Source organism: Curvibacter cyanobacteriorum (assembly GCF_028649475.1).
Classification (GTDB): Bacteria; Pseudomonadota; Gammaproteobacteria; order Burkholderiales; family Burkholderiaceae_C; genus Curvibacter; species Curvibacter cyanobacteriorum.
Map to the genome: position 1 here is coordinate 283,436 of NZ_JAQSIP010000002.1, position 19,895 is coordinate 303,330.

At 61.9% G+C, this 19,895-nt stretch carries 29 protein-coding genes; 7 read left to right on the forward strand and 22 right to left on the reverse strand.

The window, feature by feature from the left end; translation table 11 throughout:
- Positions 1-60: 60 nt before the first annotated feature.
- Positions 61-2,319: a hypothetical protein gene (locus PSQ40_RS04635; protein ID WP_273949150.1), complete on the forward strand. Its 2,259-nt coding sequence runs from the start codon at positions 61-63 to the stop codon at positions 2,317-2,319.
- Between the two features lie 374 nt (positions 2,320-2,693).
- Here the strand turns inward: PSQ40_RS04635 and PSQ40_RS04640 are convergent, their stop codons facing one another.
- Positions 2,694-3,701, reverse strand: coding sequence for a D-2-hydroxyacid dehydrogenase family protein (locus tag PSQ40_RS04640; protein ID WP_273949152.1), 1,008 nt, complete (start codon positions 3,699-3,701; stop codon positions 2,694-2,696).
- Positions 3,702-3,893: 192 nt separating this feature from the next.
- Between PSQ40_RS04640 and PSQ40_RS04645 the strand changes: the two genes are divergently transcribed.
- A complete protein-coding gene (locus PSQ40_RS04645; RefSeq protein ID WP_273949153.1) occupies positions 3,894-5,162 on the forward strand; it encodes a site-specific integrase in 1,269 nt (422 codons plus the stop codon).
- On the opposite strand, the gene PSQ40_RS04650 is transcribed toward PSQ40_RS04645, so the two are convergent.
- The 13 genes from PSQ40_RS04650 to PSQ40_RS04710 all read right to left on the reverse strand — a co-directional run bounded on the left by PSQ40_RS04650 (position 5,159) and on the right by PSQ40_RS04710 (position 11,149).
- Entirely contained in the window at positions 5,159-5,401 is a 243-nt protein-coding gene (locus tag PSQ40_RS04650; RefSeq protein WP_273949154.1) for a helix-turn-helix transcriptional regulator, read from the reverse strand. The two genes, PSQ40_RS04645 and PSQ40_RS04650, sit on opposite strands and share 4 nt — an antisense overlap.
- Positions 5,402-5,539: 138 nt before the next feature.
- Positions 5,540-5,926, reverse strand: coding sequence for a DUF7448 domain-containing protein (locus tag PSQ40_RS04655; protein ID WP_273949155.1), 387 nt, complete (start codon positions 5,924-5,926; stop codon positions 5,540-5,542).
- A 274-nt stretch (positions 5,927-6,200) separates the two neighbouring features.
- A complete protein-coding gene (locus tag PSQ40_RS04660) occupies positions 6,201-6,440 on the reverse strand; it encodes a hypothetical protein (RefSeq protein WP_273949156.1) in 240 nt (79 codons plus the stop codon).
- A gap of 121 nt (positions 6,441-6,561) precedes the next feature.
- The gene (locus PSQ40_RS04665) at positions 6,562-6,813 is read right to left on the reverse strand and encodes a hypothetical protein (RefSeq protein ID WP_273949157.1); all 252 of its coding nucleotides are present in this window, start codon (positions 6,811-6,813) and stop codon (positions 6,562-6,564) included.
- 241 nt (positions 6,814-7,054) lie between these two features.
- The gene (locus PSQ40_RS04670) at positions 7,055-7,987 is read right to left on the reverse strand and encodes a hypothetical protein (protein WP_273949158.1); all 933 of its coding nucleotides are present in this window, start codon (positions 7,985-7,987) and stop codon (positions 7,055-7,057) included.
- Positions 7,984-8,145: a hypothetical protein gene (locus PSQ40_RS04675; RefSeq protein ID WP_273949159.1), complete on the reverse strand. Its 162-nt coding sequence runs from the start codon at positions 8,143-8,145 to the stop codon at positions 7,984-7,986. Before PSQ40_RS04675 ends, PSQ40_RS04670 begins: the two co-directional genes overlap by 4 nt.
- Complete coding sequence (locus PSQ40_RS04680) at positions 8,142-8,411, reverse strand: hypothetical protein (RefSeq protein ID WP_273949162.1); 270 nt, start codon at positions 8,409-8,411, stop codon at positions 8,142-8,144. Before PSQ40_RS04680 ends, PSQ40_RS04675 begins: the two co-directional genes overlap by 4 nt.
- Entirely contained in the window at positions 8,408-8,617 is a 210-nt protein-coding gene (locus PSQ40_RS04685; protein WP_273949164.1) for a hypothetical protein, read from the reverse strand. The genes PSQ40_RS04680 and PSQ40_RS04685 overlap by 4 nt, the downstream gene beginning before the upstream one ends.
- On the reverse strand, positions 8,614-9,252 hold the full coding sequence (locus tag PSQ40_RS04690) for a J domain-containing protein (protein ID WP_273949166.1): 639 nt from the start codon (positions 9,250-9,252) through the stop codon (positions 8,614-8,616). The genes PSQ40_RS04685 and PSQ40_RS04690 overlap by 4 nt, the downstream gene beginning before the upstream one ends.
- Positions 9,249-9,443: a hypothetical protein gene (locus PSQ40_RS04695; RefSeq protein ID WP_273949168.1), complete on the reverse strand. Its 195-nt coding sequence runs from the start codon at positions 9,441-9,443 to the stop codon at positions 9,249-9,251. Before PSQ40_RS04695 ends, PSQ40_RS04690 begins: the two co-directional genes overlap by 4 nt.
- Positions 9,440-9,667 carry a hypothetical protein gene (locus PSQ40_RS04700; protein ID WP_273949169.1) on the reverse strand — a complete coding sequence of 76 codons (228 nt, stop codon included), beginning with the start codon at positions 9,665-9,667 and terminating at the stop codon, positions 9,440-9,442. The genes PSQ40_RS04695 and PSQ40_RS04700 overlap by 4 nt, the downstream gene beginning before the upstream one ends.
- Positions 9,664-10,008 carry a hypothetical protein gene (locus tag PSQ40_RS04705; RefSeq protein ID WP_273949171.1) on the reverse strand — a complete coding sequence of 115 codons (345 nt, stop codon included), beginning with the start codon at positions 10,006-10,008 and terminating at the stop codon, positions 9,664-9,666. The genes PSQ40_RS04700 and PSQ40_RS04705 overlap by 4 nt, the downstream gene beginning before the upstream one ends.
- 70 nt (positions 10,009-10,078) lie before the next feature.
- Entirely contained in the window at positions 10,079-11,149 is a 1,071-nt protein-coding gene (locus PSQ40_RS04710) for a DNA-methyltransferase (RefSeq protein WP_273949914.1), read from the reverse strand.
- Between the two features lie 104 nt (positions 11,150-11,253).
- Between PSQ40_RS04710 and PSQ40_RS04715 the strand changes: the two genes are divergently transcribed.
- The gene (locus PSQ40_RS04715; protein ID WP_273949173.1) at positions 11,254-11,889 is read left to right on the forward strand and encodes a hypothetical protein; all 636 of its coding nucleotides are present in this window, start codon (positions 11,254-11,256) and stop codon (positions 11,887-11,889) included.
- Positions 11,890-11,929: 40 nt separating this feature from the next.
- Here PSQ40_RS04715 and PSQ40_RS04720 read toward each other — a convergent pair whose 3' ends face one another.
- The 8 genes from PSQ40_RS04720 to PSQ40_RS04755 all read right to left on the reverse strand — a co-directional run bounded on the left by PSQ40_RS04720 (position 11,930) and on the right by PSQ40_RS04755 (position 18,200).
- A complete protein-coding gene (locus tag PSQ40_RS04720; RefSeq protein ID WP_273949174.1) occupies positions 11,930-12,628 on the reverse strand; it encodes a lambda exonuclease family protein in 699 nt (232 codons plus the stop codon).
- 4 nt (positions 12,629-12,632) lie between these two features.
- The gene (locus PSQ40_RS04725; RefSeq protein WP_273949176.1) at positions 12,633-13,631 is read right to left on the reverse strand and encodes a hypothetical protein; all 999 of its coding nucleotides are present in this window, start codon (positions 13,629-13,631) and stop codon (positions 12,633-12,635) included.
- A 32-nt stretch (positions 13,632-13,663) separates the two neighbouring features.
- Positions 13,664-14,929 (reverse strand): hypothetical protein, encoded by a 1,266-nt coding sequence (locus PSQ40_RS04730; protein WP_273949178.1) that lies wholly within the window; start codon positions 14,927-14,929, stop codon positions 13,664-13,666.
- A gap of 209 nt (positions 14,930-15,138) precedes the next feature.
- Positions 15,139-15,747 (reverse strand): hypothetical protein, encoded by a 609-nt coding sequence (locus tag PSQ40_RS04735; RefSeq protein ID WP_273949180.1) that lies wholly within the window; start codon positions 15,745-15,747, stop codon positions 15,139-15,141.
- On the reverse strand, positions 15,744-16,079 hold the full coding sequence (locus PSQ40_RS04740) for a hypothetical protein (RefSeq protein WP_273949181.1): 336 nt from the start codon (positions 16,077-16,079) through the stop codon (positions 15,744-15,746). The genes PSQ40_RS04735 and PSQ40_RS04740 overlap by 4 nt, the downstream gene beginning before the upstream one ends.
- The gene (locus PSQ40_RS04745; RefSeq protein ID WP_273949182.1) at positions 16,076-16,444 is read right to left on the reverse strand and encodes a hypothetical protein; all 369 of its coding nucleotides are present in this window, start codon (positions 16,442-16,444) and stop codon (positions 16,076-16,078) included. Before PSQ40_RS04745 ends, PSQ40_RS04740 begins: the two co-directional genes overlap by 4 nt.
- 104 nt (positions 16,445-16,548) lie before the next feature.
- Positions 16,549-17,106 carry a hypothetical protein gene (locus PSQ40_RS04750; RefSeq protein ID WP_273949184.1) on the reverse strand — a complete coding sequence of 186 codons (558 nt, stop codon included), beginning with the start codon at positions 17,104-17,106 and terminating at the stop codon, positions 16,549-16,551.
- A gap of 902 nt (positions 17,107-18,008) precedes the next feature.
- Positions 18,009-18,200, reverse strand: coding sequence for an Arc family DNA-binding protein (locus PSQ40_RS04755; protein WP_273949186.1), 192 nt, complete (start codon positions 18,198-18,200; stop codon positions 18,009-18,011).
- Positions 18,201-18,307: 107 nt separating this feature from the next.
- Here PSQ40_RS04755 and PSQ40_RS04760 point away from each other — a divergent pair, with 107 nt between their 5' ends.
- The 4 genes from PSQ40_RS04760 (at position 18,308) to PSQ40_RS04775 (ending at position 19,867) form a co-directional block, all read left to right on the forward strand.
- Positions 18,308-18,577: a hypothetical protein gene (locus PSQ40_RS04760; protein WP_273949188.1), complete on the forward strand. Its 270-nt coding sequence runs from the start codon at positions 18,308-18,310 to the stop codon at positions 18,575-18,577.
- 60 nt (positions 18,578-18,637) lie between these two features.
- Positions 18,638-19,228 carry a hypothetical protein gene (locus tag PSQ40_RS04765; RefSeq protein ID WP_273949190.1) on the forward strand — a complete coding sequence of 197 codons (591 nt, stop codon included), beginning with the start codon at positions 18,638-18,640 and terminating at the stop codon, positions 19,226-19,228.
- A 17-nt stretch (positions 19,229-19,245) separates the two neighbouring features.
- Positions 19,246-19,473: a hypothetical protein gene (locus PSQ40_RS04770; protein ID WP_273949192.1), complete on the forward strand. Its 228-nt coding sequence runs from the start codon at positions 19,246-19,248 to the stop codon at positions 19,471-19,473.
- Between the two features lie 109 nt (positions 19,474-19,582).
- Positions 19,583-19,867 carry a hypothetical protein gene (locus tag PSQ40_RS04775; RefSeq protein WP_273949193.1) on the forward strand — a complete coding sequence of 95 codons (285 nt, stop codon included), beginning with the start codon at positions 19,583-19,585 and terminating at the stop codon, positions 19,865-19,867.
- Positions 19,868-19,895: the final 28 nt, after the last annotated feature.

Consider the following 19,895-nt stretch of genomic DNA (forward strand, 5'->3'; position numbering starts at 1 on the left):
GGTTCCAGCTACTCGTTGAGCCTCGGAAGGGTACGCGGATCTGCCGTTCTGGGGCAGCCGTTGTCGCTCGCTTTTGAACTCAAGACAGAAACCGGCGAGGATTTTGACCCCGCCTGCCTCGATGTCCAAGTGTTCCAAGGGGACACCCGGATCGAGGGCTCCCGCATCACCCTGAGCACCACCGGCACTGGCGCAGACCGTGTGCTCAGGCTGAAAAGCAATGTGGTGGTGGACGAACCCGCCGTCACTGTCAACCTGCGTGCGGGCTGCGACCTGAAGACTGCCCGCCGCTACGTGCTGCTGACCGACCTGCCGCAGGACGGCAGCGCGTCCCAACTGAGCGCGGAAGCCCCGCTGGTGCGTGCGCCCCTGGTGGCGGCTGCGGGCTCGGCGGCACCGGCAGCAACCGCCCCCACGGCAGCCGCCACGGCGCCGCGCCGCGAAGGCAAGCCGGTGGAGCCGCGTGAGGCCAACCGGGCCCGTGAACGCCGCACCGACCTGCCGGCGACCGCCCCGACTGCTGCAGGCCCGCGCCAAGCCAAGGAAACACCGACGCAGGCTTCGGCCTCGAAGGCCCGCCTCAAACTCGAAGCCCCCCTGACTGCCGGGGTCGACCACCCCACCACGCTGCGCCTGTCGCCCAGCCTGGCCGTGGTGCCCCAAGAGGGCTCGTCGCCACAGCGCCTTGAGTCGCTGGCCGCCTGGAACGCCCTGAGCCGCTCGTTGGAGCAGGTGCTGGCCGATGCTGACAAGCGCAGTGTGCTGGAAGCCGAGAACAAGCGCCTCAAGGCCGCCAGCCTGGCGGCTCAGGGGCAGGTCAACGAATTGCAAGTGCGTCTGGCCGAGGCCGAGGACGCCCGCTACGCCAACCCCTTGGTGTATGGCCTGTCTGCGGCCCTGGTGCTGCTGTTGGGCGCCATGGCCTATGCCTGGACCCGCAAGAGCAAGCTGCCCGCCAAGGCGGCTGGTGCCGAACCGGCGCCTGCCCCCAAGAAGAAGGGCAAGCTGCCTTGGTGGCAGACCGGTCTCAAGGGCGGTGCCACCGCCGCCACCGCTGCGGCACCGGTTTCCCAATTGCCGCCCCAAGCCGAAGCGGGCCCGAGCGAGTTCCCCAAGAGCACGCTGGACCGCCCGGCCTTTGGCCCCTCCCTGTCGGGCGTGCACGTGGACCTGGACCTGAGCGAGTCGGCCTTCCGTCGCCTGGAAGGCATGGGGGCCTCGCCGACCCAGGACTCGACCTTCGCTGCGTCGGTGGCGCCGGTGTCCAAGTTGCCCGACCCGGTGGCTGCCGCGTCGGCGCCGACCCAAGGCGGCAAAGCACCGATGGACCTGTTCGATGTGCAGCAGCACGCCGAATTCTTTGTTTCGCTGGGTCAGTACGACGAAGCCATCGAAGTGCTGCAAAAGCACATCAACCAGTTCCCGGAGGCCACCCCGCTGGCTTACTTGGACCTGCTGAAGATCCACCACATGCTGAGCCGCACCGGCGAGTACGCGCACTGGCGTGAACGTTTCAATGCGGTGTTCAGCGCCGAGGTGCCGCCATTCAGTGCCTTCGGCAAGGGGGGCAAGTCGCTGGAGTCTTATCCCCGCACCCTGTCCTACCTGGAGAAGGTCTGGGGTTCGCCCAGGGCGCTGGTGGCGGTTGAGGACAGCTTGTTCCGGGCCCATGCGGTGTCGATTGGCGAGTTCTTCGACCTCGAAGCCTTCAAAGACCTGCTGGTGCTGCAAGCAGTGGCGCGTCAGTTGGCCCAGGACGCCACCGTGCAGGGCTCCTCGGCGATCGAATCGCGCTTGCAGGCCGGTGATTTGTCGATGGCTTTCCAGTCGTCCCGCGACGTGCATGCCAGCACCACCCCGGCTCAGTTGCCCGAGGCTTTCATGCCGGTCGAACCCATCTCTGGCTTTGGTCCCTCGACCCAGATGCCGGGCGCCGAGAGCCTGTTGGACCTCGACCTGAGCGAATTGGTGGTGGAGCAGGCTCCGCAGCCCGTGAGCCCGCTGGAAGCCCCGTTGCAGACCCCGCCCAAGCCCCCGGTGCACCTGGACCTGGAGATGGACTCGCTGCTGACCGCCCCCAAGGCAGAGGCCGTGCCCGCCTTGCCGGAGTTGGTGTCGCCGCTGGATTCGCCCTTGGACTTTGTGCTGGACGCGAACTCGATGGCCTCGCCGCTGGATGTGGGTCTGAGCCTGCTGCCCGAGGAGCCCTTGCCGAGCTCCAAGCTCGACGACAGCCACCTGATCGACTTCGACATGTTCGAGGCCGATTTGCTCAAGGCACAGGAAAAGAGCCGCGGCGCCAAAGACCCCAAGGCCTGAGCCGAACGCCGGGCCTAGCGAGTTGCAGGGTGAGATGAGCGCTGCTTGCGCTGAGGCGGACGGGCCCTGCTGAGCGCCTCCCTTGTCTCTCGTTGCGATGGGCGTCCTCAGGCCGACGCCCACCTTGGCCATGCCCCACCTCCCAACCTGACGGCGCCAAGGCCCCCATCGGCTGCGAAGCCACGGGGCTGCGGGCTGCTTCCCTCACAGCAGGGCGCCTGCCACGCTCGCCAACCGAGGGCGGCACCGCCCCGAGGGGGCAAGGTGATGGGGCCGGTGGTCCTTGGTGACGGCGCGATGCCGCCTCTTGCGAGGCGGATGCCCCGCTTGGCCGAGATGAGGCGGGATGGGTCGGGCAGGGCCGGCAGGGGCGCTCAGCGTCGAACTTGCAGCGCACCCGGGTTGACGATGTTGGTCGGCGTGCCGCGGATGTAATTCACCACATTGTCAAATGCCGCGCCGAAATACAGCTCGTAGCTGTCCTGCTCCACATAACCGATGTGCGGTGTGCAAATGCAGTTTTCCAGGCGCAGCAGCGCATGGCCTTGCAATATGGGTTCGCTCTCAAACACATCGACCGCGGCCATGCCCGGGCGACCCCGGTTCAGCGCGGCGATCAAGGCATCGGGTTCCAGCAGTTCGGCGCGCGAGGTGTTGACGATCAGCGAGCTGGACTTCATGCGCGACAGGTCTTCCAGCGTGATCATGCCCCGCGTTTCGTCATTGAGCCGCAGGTGCAGGGTCAGCACATCACATTGCTCAAAAAACTCTTCACGGCTGGTGGCGGCCTGGTAGCCATCGGCCAGGGCTTTGGCGCGCGACGCTTCTCGACCCCAGACGCGCACGCTCATGCCAAACGCGGCGCCGTAGCTGGCCACCAGTTGCCCGATCTTGCCGTAGCCCCAGATGCCCAGGGTCTTGCCGCGCAGCACCGCCCCCAGCCCGAAATTGGGGGGCATGGAGGCCGAGCGCAGCCCCGACTGTTGCCAGGCGCCGTGCTTGAGGTTGGCGATGTACTGCGGCAGGCGTCGCATGCTGGCCATGATCAGGGCCCAGGTCAGCTCGGCAGGCGCCACCGGGGAACCCACGCCTTCAGCGACGGCCACACCCCGCTCGGTGCAGGCACTGATGTCGATGTGGCTGCCCACCTTGCCAGTCTGCGAGATCAGCCGCAGCTTGGGCAGTTTTTCGATCAGCTGACGCGACAGGTGCGTGCGCTCCCGGATCAGCACGATCACCTCGGCATCCTTGAGGCGCACCGACAACTGACCAAGGCCTTTGACGGTGTTGGTGTACACCTTGGCGGAGTAGGGGTCGAGACGGGCAGCGCAATTGAGCTTGCGCACTGCGTCCTGGTAGTCGTCGAGGATCACAATGTTCATGGGTTTATATCGTCCGCTAGGTCTTTGATTTGCTTGGACTTTTCGCCGTAACTCGTTGAATTGATTCAGCTTTTTGACTTCTGTTTGCTGGGCGCTCAATCTACGAGCATCTCAACAGATCCATGCGCTCATCATGGGTTGGCGTAACTTTGGCGTGACTTTGTAGAATCTCCCCAAAAAAGAGGGGAATCAATGCATTTCGATGCCAGGGCCGCCAAACAACTGGCGCCAGGACAGTCTATTGTCTACGAAGATCCAAAGGGCCTTCGCCTTGTGGCCACCGAGGCAAAGCGCTCTTGGATATACCGTTTCAAATCTCCCTTGGACGGGAAAATGCGACAGGTCAAGATCGGGGAATGGCCAGCGGTTCCCTGGGCGGCCGCGGTTGCCAAGTGGCAGGAGCTGAAGAACCTGCGCGATTCCGGGACGGATCCTGCCCTGACCAAGAAGGAGCGGCGCAGAGCTGTCGCGGCCGAGCACTTGGAGCGCACGACAACCGTGCTCAAGGTCGTGGAAACCTACGCCAAAAACTACTTGGCCAACAATCGGGAGCCGAAGGGCGCTCGCGCCGTGGAGTCGCGGCTGCGGAATGCGGTGGCTGGTTTTGCGAGTGAACCGGCCGCCAGCGTGACCCGAAAGATGGTTTTTGACCTGATGAGCGATCTGTCTGATCGGCCAGTCCTGGCCAAGTCGGTCAAGACCGAGCTTGCCGCAGCCTGGGATCTGGCTCTGGATGCTGAGATGCTGCCCAGTGAGACGCCGAACTGGTGGCGGCAGGTCAAGGGGCCGAAGCTGAAGTCGAAGGGGGCAAAGAGGGATGGGATTCACAAGGGCACCGCTAAGAGGGTGCTGAGTGATGAAGAGGTGGGCATCTTGCTGCGCGAGGATCTGGCTCTGTTGAGCGAGAACGCGCGGGATGTCATGCTGATGTACCTCTGGACCTGCTGTCGGGGCGCTGAGATCGTGCAGATCAACAAAGCCCAGATCCGAGAGGAAGCGAGCGGATGGTGGTGGAACTTCCCCAAGCACCTGGGGAAGAACAGGCACCGCAGTGCGGCGGTGGACTTGCGCGTGCCATTGTTCGGTGGCGCGCTAGAGGTGGTTCAACGGCGGCTAAAGACGGCCAGCCAGGCTGGGTATCTGTTCCCCAGCGAGGGGCGTCTGCCGCACATCACCCAGAACTCAATTCAGTCGCAGACCAATTTCAGGCAGGCCTACAGCCCCTTGAAGCCAGAGGTGAAGCGGACGCGCTTCCAGGTGAACAACTGGTCACCCCATGACCTCAGGCGTACGGGGCGCACGATGCTGGCTGCGATGGGGTGCCCCGCAGAGATCGCTGAGGCGATCCTTGGGCACGTCCAGCCGGGCATCGTGGGCACCTACAACCTCTACCAGTACGACACCGAGAAGCGGCACTGGCTGGGCAAGCTGAGTGAGAAGCTAGAGGCCTTGAGAGCCTAGGCAGCTTTCTTCTGGGCCTTGTGGGTCGGGTTGGGTGGCGGGAGGATGCTTGAGACGGGGCGGTTCTCGCTCCATTCCCGCAACTCCCTGACCAGCCAGCCGACGCGCTGGTTCGACAACATGCGGGGCTTGGGAAACTCGCCCTGGGCCGCCAGCCGCGCAATCTGCTGCTCAGACATGCTCACGAAGGCGGCTGCCTTCTCGCGGTCAAGGTAGGCGGGTTCAACTGCAACAATCATGATGCTTCCTGTTGAGGTGGGGGGAAAGAAAAAAGCCCGCTGTTGCGGGCTGGTGGGGGTGGCCACTTGGGCGGCAAAAACCTGCCGGAACCCTTGCCAATCCTTGGTTTGACGATGGCCACTTGCAGCTGTCAGCGGTTACGTGATTTCGTTGAAATCCACGGATTCGCTGTAGTACCCGTTCGATGATCCGTACCATCGGATGTCCACATAACCTTTGATCGTTGCCAGCTTGTAGAAAGTCCAGGTGAAGCTTCCGTACTGCTGATCTTCAACGACGACGCCCTCTGGGTTTTCTCCGCTGGACGACTCCTCGGCGATCAGTATGGGATGCCCGATCAGGTCGGCCAGATCCCCGGTTACGCTTTCAACCTCCACCGTTTCGCAGCAGTCTTGGAAGTGGTGCAGGACAAACCTGCGCCCACCCACGGTTTCAAATGCGACTTCACTGTCGCCCGCTTTGCCGCTAATCGATTTGAGGGTCAAACCCTTCAAATCTTCAAACTTTGCCTTTACGTAAGTCATTCCGTGCTTCCATGAAAAAAGCCCACCGAAGTGGGCCCGTAGGGTTGAGTGGCGCCTCAGAAGGGCGTGCCGAGGTATTGGCTGAAGTCGTAGATCTCTTGGTTCGGCCGAGAGGGCCATCGAACCCTTACCCGTCGTGATCCGGGTGGGTCCAGCGGCTCAGGTGGGAAGATCGGCGGCCAGGCTATTGGGTGGTCAAAGACGCGCACCACGTCGCACCACCGGGCGGCGGGCTGATAGGCCCGGCGAATGGATAGGGTCAGGCGGGAGGGGGTCATGGGATCAGCTCCTGGGCATCGGTTGCCCCCTCCCCGCAGACCTCGCACCACCACAGGCCATGACCAGGGGACTCGGGATCCTCGCGGTAGTTGGCGGGCCACTGGTCGCGGGGCAGCGGGCGGGATTGGCCGATGGTGGCGCCCGGGATCTTGTAAAAGCAGACGTGCGGGCCGACGCCGTAGTACGGCACCAGCGCCTCGCCGGTGTCGGGATCTTGGCAGGCGGGGCAGGTCATGGCACCCCCATAAACGGAGCATCGGGCGCTTTTTGGCGCTGCTGCCGTGCGTACTCACGGTGTTGCTTTGCAGTCCACGGGACAGCGGGGAATTCTTTAGTTGGGAAAGGCCAGGCGCTCATCACCCACCCCCATTGATCATCAAATGGTTGAATGCCTCACGCACCAGCAGCACACCGCGCTTTGTCGGCTTGCCGGTCTTTCCGATCAGCTTGAGTTCCTGCATGATCGTTGTGATGGTGTGCCCACAGTGGTAGCCGACCAGCTTCTTGAGCACGCTGACGTTCAGCAGTTCTCGATGGTCGGCCCCACCGAAGTTCGTTCCTCTGAACGCCTGCTCGATCTCGGCGTCGGAGACGATTGGTTCTTGCATCACGCACCGCCTTTCAGGGCTGCGGAGCTGATCACAGAAATGACTGCGTTCTCCATCTTCCATGCGCACGAATCACAAAGATCCATCGAGCGTGTAGCGTCTGCACATGCGCAACCCTGCATGTCCAGTGCATGTTGTTTGAGCATCAGCTTTGCCTCTTTGCGGCCGTTGTGCGCTTCAACTTCGTCCCCGCAGCAATCGCATGTCTTGATCGTCTGGGCTGGAATTGTTCTGACAGCCATCACGCACCGCCTTTCTGGCCCTTTATCGACCCCGCGTGAAACGCCTTGCGGGCCAAGCCTTCGGCGCTGTGGACCTTGTGGGTTGCAACGCGGTTGTCGGCCCACCACGCGTCGAATGCGATGCTCCAGGGCGCTGGCGGTGTCGGCGCCTCGGCCTGGGGCGCTGCTGCGAGCAGTCTCAGTGCATACTCCAGAGGGTCAAGTGCAGATTCTGACGCCCCCGATCGGATGCGATGAATTGCACTTTTGATACCTAGGCTAACCGCCGCTTCTGTCGGTGTTTGCACGGCTGGCCGTGTCGGCGCCGGGGTGGGGTGGGCGTAGAGTGCTCGAATTTCCCAGCCTGTTGAATTTCCTTCCCACCATTTGGCGTCATGGTGAGTGGTGTTCTCCCAGAGGCCTTCGGTTTGCTCCTGATGGCGCTTTTGCCACTGCACCGGCTCTTGCGGCTTGCTCAGCGCCTCCACCTGGGCGCGCAGGTCGTCCCGTTCCCGCAACAACTCGGCGCTGATCTTGTTGGACTGCTCCACCATAGTCAGCGTCGTCTCCACCTGTTCGCGCAGCCGGTCACGCTCGGCTTGCGTGTCGGGGTTCCACCAGCCCACCAGGCCGCCCACCGTGATGAAGCCCCGCACGGGCTCGGCGCCATCAACGTCGCGCTCAATTTGCAGCCCGTTGACTTGGAAGCCCTGAGCCAGCAGCTCATTGAGTTTGCGCTTGGGCGTGCCGATGAAGGCCGGCAGGATCGCGGCGGGCTGCAGGCCGGTCGGCGTGTCGGACCGGGCCACCCGAGCGCGCAGCCCCTCGTTCTCGGCCTGCAAGCGGCGGAGTTCGGCGGCGCACTCTTTGACGTCAGTGGGGTCGTAGGGCAGGGCGGATTGCTCCAGCCAGGCGGCTAGGCGCAGGGCCTCGGGTTGGTTTTCTGTACTCATGCTTGCTCCTTGCTGCGCCGCAGGATCTCAGCCCCGGCGCGGATTTTTTCCAGTGTGAACATGGCCCTGATCTCCCGGTGGCTGAAGCCAAGGTCAAGCAGGGTGCCGAGAAGTAGCCCGAAGACCACGGCTTGGGCTTTGGGGTCGCGCGGGGTCATGCCTTTTCTCCTTGGGATGCCTTGCCAATCACGTACTGGGCAAAGCGGATGTAGCGGGAATAAATGGACTGCGTTCGGTCGTGGTAGTGGCAGTAGTCATCAATTTCCCCAAAGCCATCAATGAATTGACTTCCACAGTCGCACCGACCCTTTGCCTTCACCCGAGCCTGATAGGCCTTGTTCGCCTCAGCGCGAATCGCAGCCTTCTTGCTGAACCATCTGCGCCCACCGCCCCGGTAGACAGTTGCTGTTTCGGTTTGGATCACAACTGTTCTCCTTGGGACGCCAGGGCGGCACGGGCAACATCAATTGATCTGCCCGTGACGAATTTCCCCTCGTCGTGCTGTTGAATTACCCAGCTCAACGCCGAGTCGCTTTGGTCAATCTTTCGAGCTGCCCGCTCCAGCAGTTCTTTGACCGAGTCCAGCCCGGTGTAGAGCGCAGCTGATTTCAGTTGGGTTGATAGGGTCATGCTGTCCTCCCAAAATCAAACCCAAATGCTTGAGCTCGCCGGATCTCCGCAGCGAAGGCTGCTTCCAGCCCATAGGCCCTGGCCACCGAACCATCTTCTTCCTCGCTGGAGCTGTAGTCCCGTAGCAGGCCCTCTGCCGCCTGCGCGGTCTTGATTGCATCCTCCAGCGCCTGCATCTCAGCTTTTGCGGCGTCGATCTGCGCGCTGACCAGCATCCAGACGAGGTTTTCACCCTTGCTGACCTGGACCAGCGCGCCGCGCTTTTCCAGCTTGACCACTTGGCGACGCAGGTCCACCAGCTTGGCTTCAGCGCTGGACTGCATCCGGCGCAGCTTGAGGTGCGTCTGTTTGACGATGTTGCCGGGCTCGGCCAGGGCTTGCCGGAAAAGCTCCACCAGCAGCTTCTTGGCTTTGTCCTCCTGGCTCAGCTCCGGCGCATCATCGCCGGTGGTGTCGTACTTTTGGCGGCGCTCGGGATCGCTCAAGACCTCATAGGCCCGGTTGACCTTGGCCATGGCCTCATCCGAGCCACCTTCGCGGTCAGGGTGGGAGGCCTGCGCGGCGCGGCGAAAGCCTGCTTTGATGTCGGCCTGGCTAGCGGCTGGGTCAATGCCCAGGGTTTCGTAGTGGGTCATAGTGCGTCCTTTGCTTTGCGTCGAACTTCGTCGCGGCGCTGCTTTTTCAAACTTGTGGAGTCGTAGGCGGGCCAGTCTTTGAACAACCCGAGAATCGCGGCCCAGAGCTCTCCCAGCCAGGATTTGCGGACTTCACCGACCTGGCGGTCGAAGTCGCGCTTTGCGTTGTTGAACTCGCGTTCCGTACTCATTGCGCACTCCAAGTGACGCACCCGACGCTGTTGCAGCGCCCGGTGCTGATTCCGGTTTGAGAGCTGACCGTGAAGGCCAGGCGGCCGCCGCACTTCGGGCAAGTCATCGTGCTGCGCACGTCTGCCGGCGGCTTGTAGGTGGGAGCAGGGCAGTGCTTGAGCTTCACCTCGGTGATCGCTGCAATGCGGTGCTTGTTCATGACGTTCCAGGTTTGGGTGGTCATGCCCGCCCCCTCAGCTCCCCAGCCCCGGCCCGGATGTGCACCCGCGGCGGGACATACAAGCCGGCCAGCTTGTTGATCAGTTGGCCGGGAGTGATCGCCGGCATGAACGGCCTGTCCTCTGGCTTCAGCTTCGGTAGGCGGAACGTCGTGATGTTCCCTTTTCTCGTCGTCACCAGCTTGCCCTGGTCTTTCAACTGGGTCAGGCTGCGGCGGGTGATGGACTCGCTAAAGCCTGTCAACTGAATCGCTTGCTCGATGGTGAAGGGGGCGTGGGCCTGCAGGCGGTCAAAGATCAGTGCCTGGGTCTCAGCTGGAGTGCGGCGCGGCGTTGGGGTCTGCATGGTGGTCTCCGAGGAGTTCGGGTGGACGAAAAAAAGCCGCCTCGGTGGGCGGCTGGGAAGGAGGATTTGGTCAGGCTGCTTCAAGAGCGAGACCAGGTTGACGCAAACGTTCGGCCTGCAGCGGCTCATTGGCGCGGTTCAGATCGATGCCGATCCAGTTGCGGCCCAAGCGCTGAGCCACTTGGCCGGTAGTGCCGGTACCAAAGAAGATGTCGAGCACCGTCCCACCAACGGGGCAGCCGGCAAGAATGCAGGGCTCGACCAGCGCCTCGGGGAATGTTGCAAAGTGGGCCCCGGCATAGGCCTGGGTTGGAATGGTCCAAACCGTTCGACGGTTGCGCATGGTCGGCGCTTCTCGCAAAGCCGAATCCATGCTCATGTTGTTCTTCACCCTGGGCTTTGGCGCCTTGTCGTAGCCGCGGCCGAAGCCCACGCCGGTGCTGGCCTTGGCCTTCGGTGTGTTGTGCCCGATCGCGTGATGTGTTCCAGGCCCCGAAGCCCAGCCATCAGGAAACTCTCTCCGGCCGCGACCGTGCGCGGTACCGCTCACGGGCTCCTGAAAAGCCTCGAAGTCGAAGAAGTACTGCTCTGACTTTGACAGCAAGAAAAGATATTCATGGGCCTTGGTCGGACGGTCCTTGCAACTCTCCGGCATGGGGTTGGGCTTGTGCCAAATGATGTCGGAGCGCAGCCACCAGCCAGCGTCCTGAAGGGCAAATGCAAGCCGCCAGGGCTGGCCTACCAAGTCCTTTGGCTTCAGGCCCTCCACTCGCACATCGCTGCGCGGTATCGCCAGTTTGTCCCGACGCCGGGAGGCTGTCATAGTCTTTTCGCGCGCGGCCTGACTAGATGGCGACGGGCCCCATGCGGCGCCCCGGTTGCCCACGTAGCTGTCACCCATGTTCACCCAAGCCGTGCCGTCATCGCGCAGGACCTGGCGAGCCAGGTCAAAAACCTCGGTCATGGTGGCCAGGAACTCGGGAAAGGTTGGCTCCAAACCAATCTGCCCATCTACCCCATAGTCACGCAGCCCCCAGTAAGGCGGACTGGTCACGATCGTGTTGACCTTCACTCCATCGGAGATCATGTTAGTCAGCACATCGCGTACGTCACCGAAGTGGCACTTGTTGATCCAGTGCATATGAGAACCTTTATTGGCAATCAAAAAGCCCGCACGCGGCGGGCTCAGGTTGAAATTCAAAAAACTGATCCGCTACCATCGCCCCAACAAAAAAGGGGTGGGGAATGGTTGAAGGTCTTGATCAGTTGATCCAGGCGGTGAAAAGCCTGAAGAGTGCGGCGCCCGATGAGTACTGCGCCTTCTGGTGGCAGACTTGGGCCACTTGCATGACCAAGGCAGAGTGGTCGGGGTGGGTGCAGGCTGTTGGCTCGGTTGCGGCGATCTATGCGAGTGCCAAGATGGTCAAGAGGGCTGACCAGCAAGAGCGCAGACGGGTTGCCGAGGCTGAAGAGCAGGAGCGAAAGAATGCAGTAGTCACTGCCGCCCAATTGGCATCAGCTGGTCTGCTTGCGCTTTCCAGGGCTCGGATCATCGCAAAGACTGAGAACCACGACAAAACCCTCGGAGCCCTTTGCTCCATTGAGGCCACCGTTACAACGATGAAGTCGATCAACTTCAGCTTGTTCACCAAATACACCGACTTAGAGCCCCTCTTGCGTGGCCTGGCTCTACTCTCAGCTAGCGTTGAACTCGGTGCCAAGTGGGCCGCAAAAATGAGTCACCTTCCAAATGCGGGCCACTTGTTTTTCGTGATCTCTGAACCCTTGGATATGGAACTTGGCGAGGTCGTGATCGTTCTCCGAGAGCGCGCCGGCCTACCTCCCCTGCAGCGTGACAGCGATATCGTCAAAGAGGTCTAAGGCGGGTTCGAGCGGCTGCAGGAACCCGCGCAAAGAGGCCTCACGCCGCCAGTTCAACCTGGTCAGCGTTCGCAGCAGCCACCCGGCGGGCATCAATCAGGGCTTGGAGCTGCTTGACGGTGTCATTCACTTCGGCCGTGAACTTCCAGACCTCATCCTCCAGACGCTGGATGTAGGCCTCGTCCCGCTCAACCCAAAACCAGTGCAGCTGCAGCTCCGGAGGGAAGTCTGGATTGAAGCTCGCAAAGGCCCAGCGCCTGCGGCCGGTGATCCAGAGGTTGCCCTGAACCTGGGCGACATACTCGGGCGGGACCGTGCGGCGCTGCAGGTATTCCAGGTGCACAGCCTTCGTCGGGCACTTCAGCTCAAACCCGGCATCGCTCTCGATCAGCCCGTCAGGACTCACGCCAGCGCGCAGGAAAGGGTGATCCAGGCGCATGAAGCTCACCTGGTCGACCATGAAACCGGTGGCCACCTCAAAGGCCATCCGCCCGATTGGCTCGCGCTCAATGCCTTGCTTGATGGCCCAAGTCGTGAAGCCTTCGCCCTCCGGCTCACCGGTGAACAGCTCAAGAGCCTGCCGGACTCGGTAGTTCTTGCGAGTGACCGCTTCGGCCTTGCCTTCGCCCTTGGCCAGGACAAAAGCAAAGCCGCTCCCAGTGGCGCAGCCCAGGCGCAGAGCGCGCCACGCTGCGTCCTGCTGGTCGCCGTCGTAGGTAATGCAACGAGGGGCGGCCATGGCTTCAGCCTCGCATCTCGGCCAGGCGGGACTCGAAGAAGTTGCCCAGCTCGGCGCGCTGCTGCGGGTCGGCCACTTCCCCAATCCAGTCAGCGGCAACGGTCAGGGCGTCCTCGTTCGTTGCTGCCTTGAGCTTTTCCATCACCTGGGCGTAGGTCACGATGGGGGCTGCTGGAGCCGGGGCCGGGCTTGGAGCGGCGGGCTCAGTGACTTCCGTTTCGGCCTGGGGCATGTCCACGGTGCGACTCTCAGCGAGCTGCTTGCGGTGCAGCGCCACCGCATCCTTGAGGCGCTGGTGATCCTTGGGCTGCTTGGCCAGCAGTCCATTGTTGTTCTTCCAGTAGGCCAAGGCGTCGGCGTCCGTTTTTGTCTTCCGGGCCTCGGCGATCATGGCGTCCACGTTCACCTGGGGTGCTGCGGCCTCGCCGACCACTTCAGCCGGGCCCATGTCCTTGGGCTCGGAGTCCATGACCTCTTCGGCCACCGGCAGGCCGCGCAGCACGTCGGGGAAGACGTCACGCAAGGCAAAGGCCCGGGCGCGCATCTGACGCATCCGCTTGGGGTACTGGGTCCAGGGCCCTTGTTTGCCCAGCAGGCCGGCGGTCTTGGCGTCAGCCATGCTGAAGGTGCGCTTTTGCTCGGGCTCACCGCGGCGCTTCACTCGGCAGACAGCGGTGTCGCCTTCGTCTTCTTCGATCACCCACTCGCAGGCCGGGCTGGCACGAACCAGTGCCAGGACAGCGTCACCCCAGAGGCTGGGGCGGCCATTGATGATGGCCAGGTTCTGCAGGGCCTGCAGAGGCTTGAGCCCCAGTTCAGCGCCCCACTGCATGGCGATCAGGCAGTTGCCCGCCTTGCCCTTGAAGTCCTTGGGCACCAGATCCGATTCGGCCAAGTACTGGCTGAAGGTCAGTGCCTGCTCGAAGGTTTGGGGGCTCAGGTCAAACTGGCCGGCGGGCTTGATCGCTGCCACGGCGCTGGTTTCTTGGGTCGTGAGTTGCATGTTCGGCTTTCGGTTGTTTGGTCAGTGGTGAATCAGGCGGCCATCGAGGCGGCCAGATCGCGGAAGTGGGCCGCCAGGTGGTGGCAGGCCTTGAGCACGTCGCCCTGTGCGAAGAACTTCGAGCCCTTCTCGGTCTTGCAGGGGGTAAAGCCCATCAGGGCCATCTGGTCGGCGGTGGTGCTCACCAGCTTGAAGAGGTCGTTGATCTGGCCCAGGCGCAGGGCGGGGACTTCGACCGGCGCGGCCAGCGCAGGGATCTCGCGGGGCACAACGTCGGTCACGTCGCTTTCGACTTGGGCCGGCATGACGGCCACCGGGGCGGGGTCCGTGGGCTCCGGATCGAATTGACCCGCGGCCTTCGCTTCTGCAGCCGCTTGAGCTGCGCGCAGCGCCTGGGCGGCCTGCTCGCGCTGTGCCTCCAGTGCTGCGGCCTGCTCAGCAATCAGGCGGCTTTGAGCGGCCAGGGCTTCGCGCTGCGCTGCCAGTGCTGCCTGTTCCTCGGCCAGCCGGGCGCGTGCCGCGGCGGCCTCAGCTTCGCGCTCCGCAGCGGCTTCAGCGTCCCGCGCCGCCTGCTGAGCGCGCAGGCGCTCCAACTCGGCGCGCTCAGCAGCCAGGCGGGCCGCTTCGGCTTCCTGCTCCTGCCGGATGCGCAGGGCTTCGGCTTCAGCCTCGCGCTTCGCGGTCACAACCGCGGTCACGGCCAGGATCGTTTCTTCCCATGCCTTGACGGCCTGCTCGGTGAATTCCTCGAAGCCGGTCATGTCGCAGGCCTGCAGCTTGTCCAGCAAGCCCTGGGCTCGGTCAGCTGTGCGGCAGTCATGCACCAGGGTGCCGATGGCCTTGATCTCGTTGATGCGGGCGATGTGCGCTTCGACCCGAGCACGCTCGGCCGCGGCTTTGGCTTCAGCCTGGCGGCGGATCTCGGCGTCCCACTCGTCGCGCAGGGCCTGCAGCCGGGTTTCCTCGGCCTCGGTGATGGCGATCAGGCGGGACTCTTCAGCGATCACAGCCTTGGCGAACTTGTTCGCATCATCGCGGACTTCCTTGCCGCGCTTCGTGATCGTGGTTCGCGCCTTGATCAGGGTCTGGAGCACTGAGTGGCACTCATCGCGGCCTTCAGCGTTCTTGATGGCCGTGATCGGCTTGGCCTTCTCGACCAGGGCGCGCAAGTCTTGCTCGGTCTTGGTCGATTGCAGCGCGACAGCGGCGCGGGTTGCGGGGGGAAGCTCAGCCAGGGGCTTGTCAGAAGACTGGGTTGCGGTGGACTCAACAGGTTCCAGAAGGTCGGCGGTGGTCATGGTGGTGGGCTTTCAGAGGATGGTCGGGAAGAGGCCGGCAATCACGCCGGCGGCGAATGAAACAAGGATCACGACAGCGATGCAGATCACTGCGGGCTGCCAGTCGTAGGGGTCGGGGTGCACCACATCGATCGGGAGGTGGCAGGCCTCGGGAGTGGGGCAGGGCCGCGGCTCAGGCGCTGAGCTACAGCGGCAGGTGGGGCGGGTGCTCACTGGGCCGCCTCCGCCGTGCGCTTGGCCTTGTGCGCCTTTTTCCGCTCAAAGTACGGGCTCCAGAAGCGAGCAGACCCGTCTTTGAAGATCAGGACGCCTCGCCTCTTCAGCGCTCTGGCTCGCTGTGCAGATACCTGCTTCTTGAGAGATGGGCAGGCCTCCAGGACTTCCAGCCAGTACTCTTCGGTCTCGCGCCGGTCGTACTTTCTGTAATCGGTGCTCGGCTCATTCGCGTCCAGCCATTCCTGCAAGCGGGCTTTGCTCACGCTGGCACCAGAGAACACATAGCAGTCGCGGAGTCTTTCAATGGTCCCGATGCCAAGCTGGACGGTGGGCTCTGTTCCCTTTGGTGCACCACAGGACCAAACTTGGCCGTGGCACTCAAAGGTCGAACCATCGTCCAGCTGAATGCTGAATTTCCGGCCGCCAAATGCCTTTGTGCCGCCTTCAATCGCCAGAAAGTCGTAAAAGCCGCTGTCGTTTGAAACCAGCATGTTGCCGGTGCGGGTGTAGACCCGCTTCGGCATCCGGTCCACAACGACAAACCATTGATAGCCGTAAGCGTTTTTGTGCTTGATCACGTCGATGATCTGGATCGGGTTCATCGCTCACCCCCAGCCACCAGCACCAGCCGGTCTCTCGCGCGCACCCGTGGCACGCAGTTGAGGGTCTCTTCAGGGCCGGACCATGCAGCCCGCGTGTTCGGCCCAGCAGTGCGGATGCACAGCATGTCGCCGTAGGCCTGAGCGCGCTGGTTGAACAGCAAATCGCCTTCCAGCTGAGCTTGGTCTAGCGCCACCTGGTGCACCTCGTCGGCCACATCCTGGGCGGCCTGGTGTTCGGAGGGCAGAGAGTCCTGGGCGGCGATGTAGCCGACCGAAAGGGTGACGGCCATGGCCAGGATGGCGCGGCCAAGGATGGATTGGGTGCGGGTCATGCTGCTTCCTTCAGTGCTTCTGTACGGGCCTCGGCGCGGTCTTCGGCGTCGGCTTCCTTGTTGTCCGCAACCTCCTGGGAGATTCGGGACGCGATCTCTTCGAGTTGCGCTTCGCTCAGCGCTGGCCCGATGTCAGTGCCGTGCAGGTAGACCGCAAGCACCTGGATTTCCTCGGGTCGGTGAGGCGAGTTCCAGCCGTCACCCTCTTCGGGCAGCACCTCGTAGTGCGCGATCAGCACAGCCTCGATGCCAGCGATGCAGATCGAGGTCTCATAGGTGCCCTTGTCGCTGCGTGGGGCTCGGTAGCGCTCAAGCTCAGCTTTGAGTGCAGCGATCTGCAGGGCCGCCGCGTTTGCGAACTGCACAACGTCGGACTGCAGGCCTGGGGGTAGGGGGGCTGGTGTCATTGGCGGGCTCCAGACGTGAAAAAGCCCGCTGGTGCGGGCTTGGGGGGATTGGGTTTGCGAGATCAGAATGGAATCGTGTCGCCGCAGGTGATGCAGACCTGCCCGGGACCATTCGAGCTGTCTACCCACTTGCACTTGGGAAGGTTGCCGGGGCACCGGTCGAGCGCTGGCTTGGCCGGCTCTGGGGCTGGGTCCAGGGTCGCCTCGATCGGCTTGGGGCTTTCCGGCACCTTCGTGCGGGCCTCCAGCATTGCGTCGGCGTATTCGTAGGCCCACTTGGCTAGCGTGGGCACAGCCTTGGCGCCTCGGTTGATATCGTCCTTGCCCTCATGCCCAATCAGCGCTGCCAGCGCAGCCTTTGCGAACTCGTCGCGCAGCGTGGGGGCAAATGACTCGGTGGTAGTTCGTGGCGCAGCGGCGGGGGCGTCTTCGATCAGTTTGAAAAAGTCAAAGCGGCTTAATTTATGGAGAAGCTCACGTCCGATCAGCGTTCGGCGGCAACCGTCACTACAATTAACCGGATATTCAGGGTCGTTATCAATACCCTCAACAAAGACCTCCCACCCACCCCGAGTGCGCCACTTCTGGCCTGGTTTGATCTCAATTCCGTTGACTGCCATGTATGGCCTCCATGAAAAAAGCCTGCTCATGGCAGGCTATGGTTTGTGGTGTCTTTTGGGATGCGGGCCGGAGGTGATCCCGGCATGAACCCTTGCTGCTACATCGCAGGTGGCTCTGGCTCTCGATTTCCCCAGCCCATCACCACTGGGCATTCCGCACCCCAAAAGACACCTAGAAAACAGAAACGCCCTCACTCGGAGGGCGCTTTTGCTTTGCCCCTCTTTGGAAGGGCTCGGCCGGGTTCTCTTTCTTTTCTTGGACCACCCAGGCCCTCAACTTCGTATTTCGTGACGCCCTCCGTTTGGCGATTGGTCCTGGGGCCAGAAGGGCGTGAACCTCGACCTAGTCACTCAGCTACGGTATGCCTTCGCTGCCTTCATCCTTGCCTTGCTGCCGTCTTGCACTCTTCGTTGCGGCATGGGGTAATTATCACGAGCGTGTTAGAAATAGTCAACACGAATGTGATTGAAGATGCGAAAAAAGTTAGGCATCTGCTGATCTCACCAAATCCAAACACTCCCTGGCCAGATCGGCCGCGTGCAGAAGGTAGGACTCCTTGATGTGGGATGCGAGGCTTTGGAAGGACGCACCCGATTCGGTGGTGGTGTGTTGAAGCATTGCTTCGAGTGCTGAGAGCTTCCGAGTAAGCGTGTCAGTGATTTCCTCAGTCACAGCGTCCTCGCTGGATGAGTTGCAAGATCTTGGCGGAGACGGTGAACGCAGAGCCCTTGGATGGGTAGGCCAGCCTCTGGCGGGCTGGATCACTGATCAACATTTTTTTCCCTGATTGGTTGTTTGAGCACCCATTCTTACAAGGTGTAACAAGGGCGAACCCTTAAACCACGTTCGAAAAGTGGTTCACTTTGATGTGACACGAACGTGATAAATTGAGACAATCCCATCACCTCGGTCGCGCGTTAGCACTTCCGATTCGGGGCAAGTTCTCGGCGTCCGAAATTGAGCTTTGTTCCAGCCTGAACCAAATCTCGGCGTTGAGGCTTCGCTTGTTCTTGTCGGCTTCGCGCTGCAAATGGTCGATCAGATCCTTGGGGATCCGGATTGATCTTGCGGTCAGCTTGGGGGGTTCTTTCATGGTCACCTCAATGAACCAAAGTGGTTCACGTTGATGACTGTAAACCAGCACCTGACCCCCATGCAATACGAGGTTGGAAGTAAACCATGCTGGTTTAAGATGAACCAATGCGTGATCTCCAGATGAAAGTGCGCCTGACCGAGGCAGAAAAGGCTCGCCTCGAAGAGGCCTGCAAGGTCAGTGGTCGTTCTCTCAGCAACGAGATCATCACGCGCGCGATGCTGACTTTTCAGCTGGAAGATGCCGCAAAAGAGGGATTTACACGCCCCCTGGGCATGGCCAAAAATGAGATCACAAAGATCGTGGATGAACGGCTGCGCCGCCTGGTGAAGTCAGGTGAGCTGAGCATCGGCAAAGACGGCACAACCCAGGAATAGGGCCCCCTTTGACGGACCACCGCGGGGCATCCACGGCCAAACGCTCAATTGGGGGGATTGATGAAAAAGTGGTTCTTTGCAGCCCTTGCGCTAGGGGCTGAAGTCGCTGTTGCTGGCTACGGCGGGATGGGCAAAGAGTGGACGGGCGACTCAACCCAGTCCGGCGACATTCGTGACCTGGTGCTGGGGGCGATCGGCATCGCGGCCGTCTACTTCATTTGGAAGTCTTTCGGGGCCAATCGCGATGCCAAGGACGGGCGCCGGCCCATGACATCGCTACCCGAAGCGATGCCCGTATCGAAGCCCATTCAGCCCGCTGGCATCGACTGGAATCTGGTGTCGATCCAGATCTCGAACTACATCAAGCAGGCCAACAGAGAAGATCGGCCAGACATCTACGAACCTCACGCGCGCTTCATCGTGAACCGGGAGGGCCGGGTCTCCTTTGCCTGCGATAAGCGGGCAACCGCGAGCTTCTTGGGGGCTAATGATCTAGCGTGCTACTCAATCTCTGAAGACCAAGACGCCTTCTTCCAATGGACGAATGGCCATGCGGTCGGGGGGAGCATGTTCGTGCAAGCGACAGATGATTTTGCGCGCCTGATCTCCGCAAAGCTTTGCGAGAGAGTCAACGTCGATCAAAGAAGTTGAGGGCGCAGGAAAACACCATGAGTTACCCCTCCAAATCCCAGCGAGAGCTGATGCTGGACCGACTCGTCATTGCTCAGGTCCGCTGCATCTTGAATCTCAACGGAGCCGTTGAGGCTCTGGCAAACGAAACAAGGAATGGCTCTTACAGCCAGAACATAAAAGAGAAGCTGGACCAAATCAGCAAGGCCACAGATGGGCTGATGGATGCCTTCCAGGACTATTACGAGGGTCCGAAGAATGACTGAGTCACCTAAGCAGGTAGCTTTTCTTCGGTCTGTCGAAAAGACCGAGCAACGCTTGAAGGGATCGGGCGGATCCATTGATGGGACAGGCAGACCCCCATATGATGGGGACATGGAATCCCGTGTTTCGGCCCTTGAAGCCAAGCTTGACCACATTGAGAAGGAAGTAAGCGCCACGAAGTGGTGGCTTGCGGGCTCAACCGTGACCATCGTTCTGACCATGATTGCCGCAGTTCTAGGCACCGGCGTTGCGATTCAGCAGATGACAGTTGCGACGTTTCAAGCCGCAGGGGCTCAAGCGGCGCCCGCTCAACCTCCCCAGCCGCCGATCATCATCAACGTTCCTAGCGCTCAATCGGTTCCCGCCTCGCAGCAGCCGGTTCCCGCCACCAAGTAGGTCTCTGCCACCTCCAGATAAGCCCGCC

What these genes read in the sequence shown, in the direction of transcription:
- PSQ40_RS04670 (WP_273949158.1), bottom strand. Translation starts at nt 7,987, where the DNA reads ATGAGTACAGAAAACCAACCCGAGGCCCTGCGCCTAGCCGCCTGGCTG.
- PSQ40_RS04755 (WP_273949186.1), bottom strand. Translation starts at nt 18,200, where the DNA reads ATGAAAGAACCCCCCAAGCTGACCGCAAGATCAATCCGGATCCCCAAG.
- PSQ40_RS04690 (WP_273949166.1), bottom strand. Translation starts at nt 9,252, where the DNA reads ATGACCCACTACGAAACCCTGGGCATTGACCCAGCCGCTAGCCAGGCC.
- PSQ40_RS04695 (WP_273949168.1), bottom strand. Translation starts at nt 9,443, where the DNA reads ATGAGTACGGAACGCGAGTTCAACAACGCAAAGCGCGACTTCGACCGC.
- PSQ40_RS04665 (WP_273949157.1), bottom strand. Translation starts at nt 6,813, where the DNA reads ATGCAAGAACCAATCGTCTCCGACGCCGAGATCGAGCAGGCGTTCAGA.
- PSQ40_RS04675 (WP_273949159.1), bottom strand. Translation starts at nt 8,145, where the DNA reads ATGACCCCGCGCGACCCCAAAGCCCAAGCCGTGGTCTTCGGGCTACTT.
- PSQ40_RS04760 (WP_273949188.1), top strand. Translation starts at nt 18,308, where the DNA reads ATGCGTGATCTCCAGATGAAAGTGCGCCTGACCGAGGCAGAAAAGGCT.
- PSQ40_RS04750 (WP_273949184.1), bottom strand. Translation starts at nt 17,106, where the DNA reads ATGGCAGTCAACGGAATTGAGATCAAACCAGGCCAGAAGTGGCGCACT.
- PSQ40_RS04720 (WP_273949174.1), bottom strand. Translation starts at nt 12,628, where the DNA reads ATGGCCGCCCCTCGTTGCATTACCTACGACGGCGACCAGCAGGACGCA.
- PSQ40_RS04650 (WP_273949154.1), bottom strand. Translation starts at nt 5,401, where the DNA reads ATGATTGTTGCAGTTGAACCCGCCTACCTTGACCGCGAGAAGGCAGCC.
- PSQ40_RS04715 (WP_273949173.1), top strand. Translation starts at nt 11,254, where the DNA reads ATGGTTGAAGGTCTTGATCAGTTGATCCAGGCGGTGAAAAGCCTGAAG.
- PSQ40_RS04685 (WP_273949164.1), bottom strand. Translation starts at nt 8,617, where the DNA reads ATGACCCTATCAACCCAACTGAAATCAGCTGCGCTCTACACCGGGCTG.
- PSQ40_RS04660 (WP_273949156.1), bottom strand. Translation starts at nt 6,440, where the DNA reads ATGACCTGCCCCGCCTGCCAAGATCCCGACACCGGCGAGGCGCTGGTG.
- PSQ40_RS04705 (WP_273949171.1), bottom strand. Translation starts at nt 10,008, where the DNA reads ATGCAGACCCCAACGCCGCGCCGCACTCCAGCTGAGACCCAGGCACTG.
- PSQ40_RS04655 (WP_273949155.1), bottom strand. Translation starts at nt 5,926, where the DNA reads ATGACTTACGTAAAGGCAAAGTTTGAAGATTTGAAGGGTTTGACCCTC.
- PSQ40_RS04645 (WP_273949153.1), top strand. Translation starts at nt 3,894, where the DNA reads ATGCATTTCGATGCCAGGGCCGCCAAACAACTGGCGCCAGGACAGTCT.
- PSQ40_RS04740 (WP_273949181.1), bottom strand. Translation starts at nt 16,079, where the DNA reads ATGACCCGCACCCAATCCATCCTTGGCCGCGCCATCCTGGCCATGGCC.
- PSQ40_RS04735 (WP_273949180.1), bottom strand. Translation starts at nt 15,747, where the DNA reads ATGAACCCGATCCAGATCATCGACGTGATCAAGCACAAAAACGCTTAC.
- PSQ40_RS04700 (WP_273949169.1), bottom strand. Translation starts at nt 9,667, where the DNA reads ATGACCACCCAAACCTGGAACGTCATGAACAAGCACCGCATTGCAGCG.
- PSQ40_RS04765 (WP_273949190.1), top strand. Translation starts at nt 18,638, where the DNA reads ATGAAAAAGTGGTTCTTTGCAGCCCTTGCGCTAGGGGCTGAAGTCGCT.
- PSQ40_RS04775 (WP_273949193.1), top strand. Translation starts at nt 19,583, where the DNA reads ATGGAATCCCGTGTTTCGGCCCTTGAAGCCAAGCTTGACCACATTGAG.
- PSQ40_RS04710 (WP_273949914.1), bottom strand. Translation starts at nt 11,149, where the DNA reads ATGCACTGGATCAACAAGTGCCACTTCGGTGACGTACGCGATGTGCTG.
- PSQ40_RS04725 (WP_273949176.1), bottom strand. Translation starts at nt 13,631, where the DNA reads ATGCAACTCACGACCCAAGAAACCAGCGCCGTGGCAGCGATCAAGCCC.
- PSQ40_RS04730 (WP_273949178.1), bottom strand. Translation starts at nt 14,929, where the DNA reads ATGACCACCGCCGACCTTCTGGAACCTGTTGAGTCCACCGCAACCCAG.
- PSQ40_RS04770 (WP_273949192.1), top strand. Translation starts at nt 19,246, where the DNA reads ATGAGTTACCCCTCCAAATCCCAGCGAGAGCTGATGCTGGACCGACTC.
- PSQ40_RS04640 (WP_273949152.1), bottom strand. Translation starts at nt 3,701, where the DNA reads ATGAACATTGTGATCCTCGACGACTACCAGGACGCAGTGCGCAAGCTC.